General features: G+C 71.9%; 7 protein-coding genes. 1 reads left to right on the top strand and 6 read right to left on the bottom strand.

Annotated features, from left to right (window positions below; all coding sequences use genetic code 11):
* Positions 1–262 precede the first annotated feature (262 nt).
* Positions 263–1,270, bottom strand: coding sequence for a stage II sporulation protein M (locus tag GTW67_RS30255; RefSeq protein WP_161167940.1), 1,008 nt, complete (start codon positions 1,268–1,270; stop codon positions 263–265).
* A gap of 125 nt (positions 1,271–1,395) precedes the next feature.
* Here GTW67_RS30255 and GTW67_RS30250 point away from each other — a divergent pair, with 125 nt between their 5' ends.
* Complete coding sequence (locus tag GTW67_RS30250; RefSeq protein ID WP_161167939.1) at positions 1,396–2,310, top strand: RDD family protein; 915 nt, start codon at positions 1,396–1,398, stop codon at positions 2,308–2,310.
* A 36-nt stretch (positions 2,311–2,346) separates the two neighbouring features.
* Here the strand turns inward: GTW67_RS30250 and GTW67_RS30245 are convergent, their stop codons facing one another.
* From GTW67_RS30245 to GTW67_RS30225, 5 genes are all read right to left on the bottom strand, one after another.
* Positions 2,347–2,970 (bottom strand): hypothetical protein, encoded by a 624-nt coding sequence (locus GTW67_RS30245; RefSeq protein WP_161167938.1) that lies wholly within the window; start codon positions 2,968–2,970, stop codon positions 2,347–2,349.
* Positions 2,971–3,080: 110 nt separating this feature from the next.
* Positions 3,081–4,535, bottom strand: coding sequence for an adenosylhomocysteinase (gene ahcY / locus GTW67_RS30240; protein WP_161167937.1), 1,455 nt, complete (start codon positions 4,533–4,535; stop codon positions 3,081–3,083).
* A gap of 287 nt (positions 4,536–4,822) precedes the next feature.
* Positions 4,823–5,797 (bottom strand): cation diffusion facilitator family transporter, encoded by a 975-nt coding sequence (locus GTW67_RS30235; RefSeq protein WP_161167936.1) that lies wholly within the window; start codon positions 5,795–5,797, stop codon positions 4,823–4,825.
* Positions 5,798–5,944: 147 nt separating this feature from the next.
* The gene (gene manA, locus GTW67_RS30230) at positions 5,945–7,096 is read right to left on the bottom strand and encodes a mannose-6-phosphate isomerase, class I (protein ID WP_161167935.1); all 1,152 of its coding nucleotides are present in this window, start codon (positions 7,094–7,096) and stop codon (positions 5,945–5,947) included.
* Positions 7,097–7,164: 68 nt separating this feature from the next.
* The coding region (locus GTW67_RS30225) for an SIS domain-containing protein (protein ID WP_161167934.1) at positions 7,165–8,065 on the bottom strand (901 nt) is incomplete at its 5' end.

The following is an 8,065-nucleotide window of genomic DNA, read 5'->3' as shown; positions in this document are numbered from 1 at the left end:
GCTTTCGCGTTTCCCTTTCCGGCGGTTCCGACTTTATCAGAAGTTCCGGGCCGGTCTGACCGGCCGTTCTTTTCCGATTAATCGGGAGGATGGCTTCTCCGAATTCGATGATCCAGGAGGAAGCGTATAGATGCTCACTGTCGCCCTCTGGGGTGAACCCGTCTACAGGCAACTGTTTGAATCTACCTCCCCGCTAGCTCCGTGTCAACGGCTCTTGCGGGAACGAAGAGGACACTAGCAGCTCCGCGGGGGCTGATGCACATCAGGCGGCCGTCGGCACGGTGGCGCTGCGTTCGGCCGCCTCGACGTCCCCCGTGTCGCCGGCGCGTACGGCACGGCCGCCGAGTACATAGACGTAGGCCAGGAAGGCCAGTTCGGCCAGTACGCCGATGGTGATGCGGGCCCAGGTGGGCAGGCCGGACGGGGTGACGAAGCCTTCGATGGCGCCGGAGACGAACAGGACCAGGGCGAGGCCCATCGCCATGCCGATGGCCGCGCGGCCCTCTTCGGCGAGGGCGGTGCGGCGGGTGCGTGGGCCCGGATCGATCAGGGTCCAGCCGAGGCGCATGCCGGTGCCGGCGGCCACGAAGACCGCGGTCAGTTCGAGCAGGCCGTGGGGCAGGACGAGGCCGAGGAAGGTGTCGAGGCGGCCGGCCGACGACATCAGACCGAACCCGACGCCCAGGTTGAGCATGTTCTGGAACAGGATCCAGATGACCGGCAGTCCCAGGAAGACGCCCAGGATCAGGCAGAGCGCGGCGGCCCAGGCGTTGTTCGTCCAGACCTGTGCGGCGAAGGAGGCCGCGGGATGGCTGGAGTAGTACGTCTCGTACTGGCCGCCGGGGCGGGTGAGCTCGCGCAGTTCGCTGGGGGCCGCGATGGTGGACTGCACCTCGGGGTGCGAGCCGATCCACCAGCCCAGGAGTGCCGCGACGGCGGTCGATATGAGTGCGGTGGGGACCCACCAGTGGCGGGCCCGGTAGACAGCGGCCGGGAACTGCTGGGTCAGGAAGCGGGTGACGTCGCGCCAGGAGGCTCGGCGGGTGCCTGTCACGGCGCTACGCGCGCGTGCCACCAGTTGACTGAGCCGGCCGGTCAGCTGCGGGTCGGGAGCGCTCGACTGGATGAGGGAGAGATAGGTGGCCGTGCGCTGGTAGAGGGCGACGAGTTCGTCGGTCTCCGCACCGTTGAGCCGGCGCCGGCGTCGGAGCAGGGCGTCGAGGCGGTCCCACTCCGCCCGGTGGGCGGAGACGAAGACGTCGAGGTCCATCGGTGTGCCTGCTCCTCGGCTATCGTCGGCGGCTCGTCGTGGATCAGCTTGTCGTACCGCGGCGCGGTGCGTCCTCAGCTTGGCAGACTGGCGGGGACGGGGGCAGCCAGGGAAGGGCGGCGGGCGTGAGCGAGCTGGTGACGGGCGAGGCGGTGGCGCTGGAGCTGCGTCCCGCGAAGCTGCCCAGCAGGGCACTGGCCGTCCTGCTCGATCTGGCGGTGTCCGTGGCCGCCTACGTGGCGATCACCATCGCTCTGGTGGCGGCGACCTCGTCCTTGGACACGGCGGCCCAGACGGCGCTGGCCCTCGCCGTTTTCGTGCTGGTGCTGGTGGGCGGGCCGATCGCGGTGGAGACGCTCAGCCACGGGCGGTCGCTCGGGAAGATGGCGTGCGGGCTGCGGGTGGTGCGGGACGACGGTGGGCCGATTCGGTTCCGGCACGCGCTGGTGCGGGGCTTGATCGGGGTGGTCGAGATCCTGCTGACGCTCGGGGTGGTGGCCTGTGTCGCCTCGCTGGTCTCGGCGCGCGGTCGTCGCGTCGGTGACGTGTTCGCGGGGACTCTCGTCGTGCGGGAGCGGGTGCCGGTCGCGCCGGCGGGCTTTCTGCCGCCGCCTCCGCCGTGGCTGGCGGGGCGCTTCTCGGAGGTCGATCTGTCCGCGGTGCCCGATGCGCTGTGGCTCGCCGTCCGGCAGTACCTGGCGCGGATGGGGCAGCTGGATCCCCAGGTCGGCTGGACCATGGCGGAACGGCTCGCCTCGGACGTCGCGGCCCGTACGGGGGCTCCGGCGCCGCAGGGTGTGCCGCCGGCCGCGTACCTGGCGGCGGTGCTCCAGGAACGGCAGGCTCGGGAGGCCCGGCGGACCTTCGGCGGCGCCCCGCCTCAGGGTGCGGCACCTGCCGCGACGCCGGCCGCGCCGCCGCCGTCGGCGCCGCCGGTGACGTATGCGGCGCCGGTTCCGCAGGGGCCTCCCCCGGTGGCTCCTCCAGCCGACGCGCCGCGGGACGAGCGTCCCGGCACCGGGTTCGTGCCGCCGGCCTAGCGGCTGCCGCCGGCGGGTCCCGCCGGCGGGTCCCGCCTACCCCGGCGAGGGGAAGACCGACGGTGGTGACTCCAGGTCCTCCAGCTCGATGCCGGGGGCCGCCAGGACCACGTCGCCGGCGATGTGCACCGTGTGCTGTTCGCCCGTGTCCAGGGCTGTGACCTGGTACTCCTCCACGGTGAGAGGGCCGTTGTCAGTGGCGTGTGCTTCGCTGTTCACCAGTGCCCAGGACTGGTCCACGGTGCGGGGGGCGAGGACCGGATCCGTGAGGGCGACGAGGCGGACGCGGGTGGCCGAGGCGGAGGGGGTGAGGCGCAGGAGTCGGGCGGTGGCGACGAGGAAGGCCGGGGAGGTGCCGGTGAAGGCGTGGGCGCGCACATTGCCTTCGGTGGCGTGGACTCCGGTGGGGTCGGTACGGACCCAGGTGACTCCGTCGATGGCGGCGCCGCGCACCTGCCAGTCGGCGGCGTGGAGTTCGAGGCGGATGGGGCGGCCGAGTTCGTCGAGGGCGAGGTCGACCGAGCCGAGGTGGTCTCCGGTGGGTGTGGTCAGCCGGGAGACGTAGCGCCAGCCGGAGGGGCCGGGGGCGCACTGGAAGTGTTCTTCTGCGAGGGGGGTGTGGTCGTGCGGATCGTGGAGCGAATAACGGCCGCGGGGCATGGGTGTCCTGGAGGGTGACGGGCCGGTCCGGCCGCTGACGCGGGCGTGGCCCTCATGGGGCAGGCCCCCGGCACGGGGGTGCGGGGGCCTGCCTCGGGAGAGCCGGTGACTCAGTAGCGGTAGTGGTCCGCCTTGTAGGGGCCCTCGACCTTGACGCCGATGTAGTCGGCCTGCTCCGGGCGGAGCGTGGTCAGCTTGACGCCGAGGGAGTCGAGGTGGAGGCGGGCGACCTTCTCGTCCAGGTGCTTGGGCAGCACGTAGACGTCGGTCGGGTACTCGTCGGGCTTGGTGAACAGCTCGATCTGGGCCAGGGTCTGGTCCGCGAACGAGTTGGACATCACGAACGACGGGTGGCCGGTCGCGTTGCCCAGGTTCAGCAGGCGGCCCTCGGAGAGGACGATGAGGACCTTGCCGTCGGGGTAGGTCCAGGTGTGGACCTGCGGCTTGACCTCGTCCTTGACGATGCCCGGGGTCTTGGCGAGGCCGGCCATGTCGATCTCGTTGTCGAAGTGACCGATGTTGCCGACGATGGCCTGGTGCTTCATCTTGGCCATGTCCGAGGCCATGATGATGTCCTTGTTGCCGGTCGTGGTGACGAAGATGTCGGCCTTGTCGACGACCTCGTCCAGCGTCGTGACCTGGTAGCCGTCCATCGCCGCCTGGAGGGCGCAGATCGGGTCGATCTCGGTGACGATCACGCGGGCGCCCTGGCCGCGCAGGGACTCCGCGCAGCCCTTGCCCACGTCGCCGTAGCCGCAGACGACGGCGGTCTTGCCGCCGATCAGGACGTCGGTGGCGCGGTTGATGCCGTCGATCAGGGAGTGGCGGCAGCCGTACTTGTTGTCGAACTTCGACTTGGTGACCGCGTCGTTGACGTTGATCGCCGGGAACAGGAGGGTGCCGTCGCGGTGCATCTCGTACAGGCGGTGGACACCGGTCGTGGTCTCCTCGGTCACGCCGCGGATCTCGGACGCGAGCTGGGTCCACTTCTGCGGGCTCTCGGCGACCGTGCGGGTGAGGAGTTCGAGGATGACGCGGTGCTCGTCGGACTCGGCGGTGTCGGGCGAGGGGACCTTGCCGTCCTTCTCGTACTCGACGCCCTTGTGGACGAGGAGGGTGGCGTCACCGCCGTCGTCCAGGATCATGTTCGGGCCGCCGGTGGGAGTGTTCGGCCAGGTCAGCGCCTGCTCCGTGCACCACCAGTACTCCTCCAGGGTCTCGCCCTTCCAGGCGAAGACGGGGACGCCCTGCGGGTTGTCGGGCGTCCCGTTCGGGCCGACGGCGATGGCGGCGGCCGCGTGGTCCTGGGTGGAGAAGATGTTGCAGGAGGCCCAGCGGACCTCGGCGCCGAGGGCGACGAGGGTCTCGATGAGCACGGCGGTCTGCACGGTCATGTGCAGGGAGCCGGTGACGCGGGCGCCGGCGAGCGGCTGGGCCTCGGCGTACTCCTTGCGGATCGCCATCAGGCCGGGCATCTCGTGCTCGGCGAGGGTGATCTCCTTGCGGCCGAACGCGGCCAGGGAGAGGTCGGCGACCTTGAAGTCCTGTCGGTTGTCGACAGTCATTACGGGCTGCTCCTCGGGTTGGGATCGAGGTGGTTACGGCTGACCTGCGCGGCGGCGGACACAGGGGTGCCCCGAAGAGGACACAGGCATGCCCGCGTACGCGCAGCGCAGTCCGTCGGAGGCCCTCTCTCCCTCGGCCGGTCCGTCCTGGGACCGCCCGACCGCCATCAGCAGCGACGTCTGGCTCCGTCCCAAGCTACACCGCTGGGCCTCTCGTCCCCAGTCCGCCTCCGCAGACTTCCGGCCGTTCCGTGCGGGCTCCGTGCGGGCGGGGAGAGAGGAGGGCGTCAGTGGTGGTCGGTGGCCGGGCCGCCCGGGGTGGCTTCGCGGTCGGGGCCCTTGGCGGCCTCGGACTCGCTGTAGATGTCGGGTTCGAGGTAGATGACGCGGGCGATCGGGACGGCCTCGCGGATGCGGGCCTCGGCGGCGTCGATGGCGGCGGCGACCTCGGCGGCCGTCTCGTCGTGCCGGACGGCGATCTTGGCGGCGACGAGGAGTTCCTCGGGGCCGAGGTGGAGGGTGCGCATGTGGATGATGCGGGTGACGGTGTCGCCGTCGACGGTGGCCGCCTCGATCTTCTGGACGGCCTCGGGGCCGGCGGACTCGCCGAGCAGGAGGGACTTGGTCTCGGCGGCCAGGACGAGCGCGATCAGGATGAGCAGGACGCCGATGCACAGGGTGCCGACGCCGTCCCAGACGCCGTCGCCGGTGAGCAGGGCGAGGCCGACGCCGCCGAGGGCGAGGACCAGGCCGATGAGGGCGCCGAAGTCCTCGAGGAGGACGACCGGCAGCTCGGGGGCCTTGGCGCGGCGGATGAACTCCGTCCAGGACTGCTTGCCGCGCAGCGCGTTGGACTCCTTGATGGCGGTGCGGAAGGAGAAGCCCTCGGCGATGATCGCGAAGACGAGGACGCCGACCGGCCAGTACCAGTGCTCCAGCTCGTGCGGGTCCTTGATCTTCTCGTAGCCCTCGTAGAGGGCGAACATGCCGCCGACCGAGAAGAGCACGATGGAGACGAGGAAGGCGTAGATGTAGCGCTCGCGGCCGTAGCCGAAGGGGTGTTGCGGGGTGGCCTCGCGCTGGGCCTTCTTGCCGCCGACCAGGAGCAGGGCCTGGTTGCCGGAGTCCGCGAGCGAGTGCACGGATTCGGCGAGCATCGACGACGAGCCGCTGAAGAGGAACGCCACGAACTTCGATACCGCGATCGCGAGGTTGGCGGCGAGTGCCGCCACGATCGCCTTGGTGCCGCCTGACGCACTCATGTGTCGCGTTGTCCCTTCGCCTTCGCCTGCGTGTGTACACCGCCGGGGAGGGGCGGGGCCGGTACCGGCTTTGCCCGTCCTTTGCGGTGGGTCATTGTTGCAGCCCGGCCGGGCGCCGGTGCGCCTGACCGGGTTGCCGCATTGCCGTCAGACACGCACGGTGGCGCGGAACAGGGTGCCGTTGCCGGACACTTCGGCCTTTTCGCCCGCCGGGACGAAGACGGAGCGGCCGGGGGTGAGGTCGTGTTCGCCCGCCCGTACGGTGCCCGCCGTGCAGAGGAGGATCTGCGGGGCGGGGAGGGTGAGGTCGTGGCCGGCGGTGCCCTCGGGGAGGACGTGGCGGGAGAGGCGGAACTCGTCGGTCGGGGTGTCGTAGACCTCTTCGCCGTCGGGGGACGCCTCGGGGCGCAGGACGCCGGGGTCGCCGGGCTCGAAGCGGACGATGCGCAGGAGTTCGGGGACGTCGACGTGCTTGGGGGTGAGGCCGCAGCGCAGGACGTTGTCGGAGTTGGCCATGATCTCGACGCCGAGGCCGTTCAGGTAGGCGTGCGGAATGCCGGCGCCGAGGTAGAGGGCCTCGCCGGGCTGGAGCCGGACGTGGTTGAGGAGCAGGGCGGCGAGGACGCCGGGGTCGCCCGGGTAGTGGTGGGCGATGCCGGCGTAGGGCGCGTAGGCGCCGCCGAGGCGTTCGCAGGCGGTCGCGGTCTCGGCGACCGTGCGGGACATCTCCTCGGGGTCGGCGGTGAGGATCGCGGTGAGGACCTCGCGCAGGGCGGCGTCCTCGGGGTGGGCGCGCAGCAGGTCGACGTAGGGCTTGAGGGAGGCGACGCCGAGGCCGTCGAGCAGGTCGGCGGTCTCGGTGGGGGCGCGGAAGCCGCAGAGGCCGTCGAACTCGGTGAGGGCGCAGACGAGTTCGGGCTTGTGGTTGGCGTCCTTGTAGTTGCGGTGCGGGGCGTCCAGGGGGACGCCGCGGCGTTCCTCGTCCTCGTAGCCGGCCTTGGCCTGGGCCAGGTCGGGGTGGACCTGGAGGGAGAGCGGGGCGCCGGCGGCGAGGAGCTTGAGGAGGAACGGCAGGTGCGGGCCGAACCTGGCGACGGAGGCGGCGCCCAGTTCCTTCTCGGGGTCGGCGGCGACGAGGTCGGCGAGGGTGCCCCGGTCGGTGCGGGAGGGGGCGCCGGGGTGGGCTCCCATCCACATCTCCGCCTGCGGTTCGCCGGTCGGCTCGGTGCCGAGCAGGGCCGGGATGGCGGTGGTGGAACCCCAGGCGTAGGGGCGGACGGTGTTGTCGAGGCGGTCCATGGGCTCTCTCTGCCGGTGCGTGCGTGGTGCGTGCCGTGCGGGGCGGTGCGTGCCGTGCGGGTACGAGATCAGGCGCCGGAGGCGAGCGCCAGGTAAACGGCGGCGAAATCCGTGATGGCGATCAGTTCGGCGAGGGTCTCCAGTTCGCCGCCCGCCTCCGGTTCCAGCTCACTGATCGGCGTGTCGTGGCCGAGGGCCAGGTCACGGGCGGTCGGGGCGGCGGTGAGGCCGCCGCTGGGGCGGTCGCGCAGCAGCACCACGCGCGCGTGCAGAGCGGGTGCCTCGTCGACGCGGTCGCGGAAGAAGTCGTCGGGGTCGGCGGCCGCGGCGAGGCGGCCGGCGAGCAGGGCGCTGTGCGCGGCGAGTGCCTCGGGCAGTTCGGCGACGACGGCGGGGGTGCCGGAGAGTTCGGCGAGCGCGGCGGCGAAGCGGCGGCCGGCCGGTCCGGCGGAGGTGCCCTCGGTCCAGACGACGGGGAGGGAGTCGGCGAGTTCGGCCGCGAGGGTCTTGGCGGGGTTGCTGTACGTCACGATCGCGGGCCCGCAGCGTTCGGCGATCTGGTCGAGGCGGTCGGCGACCTTCTCGACGGCGTCGGGCGGTGCCTCCAGCAGGCCGGTGCGGTCCAGGAGGGCGAGCAGCGGGGTGAGCAGCGCCCACAGGACGCCGGGGGCGGCGCCGGCGAGGGGCTCGTCGTGGTCGTACGGCGCGGTCGCCATCGGGATGAACAGGCCGTGGGAGCCGTTCACCGACTCGCTGAGCGGGGAGCCGTCGGGGGCCACGGCGACGACGGTGCAGCCGCGGCGGTAGGCCTGCTCGGCGAGGAGGGAGAGGCCCGGTTCGGTGCCGTCGGGCGTGGCGATGAGCAGGAGGTCCACGGAGCCGGCCCAGCCGGGCAGTTCCCAGCGCAGGGCGCCCGCGGCGGCTGCGACGCCGGTGGGGGCGAGGCGGGCGACGGGGCTGCCGGCGCCG

The sequence above is a fragment of the Streptomyces sp. SID5910 genome (assembly GCF_009862125.1).
Classification (GTDB): domain Bacteria; phylum Actinomycetota; class Actinomycetes; order Streptomycetales; family Streptomycetaceae; genus Streptomyces.
The sequence above is the reverse complement of the archived record's forward strand: the minus strand, read 5'-3'. Positions and strand labels throughout refer to the sequence as shown.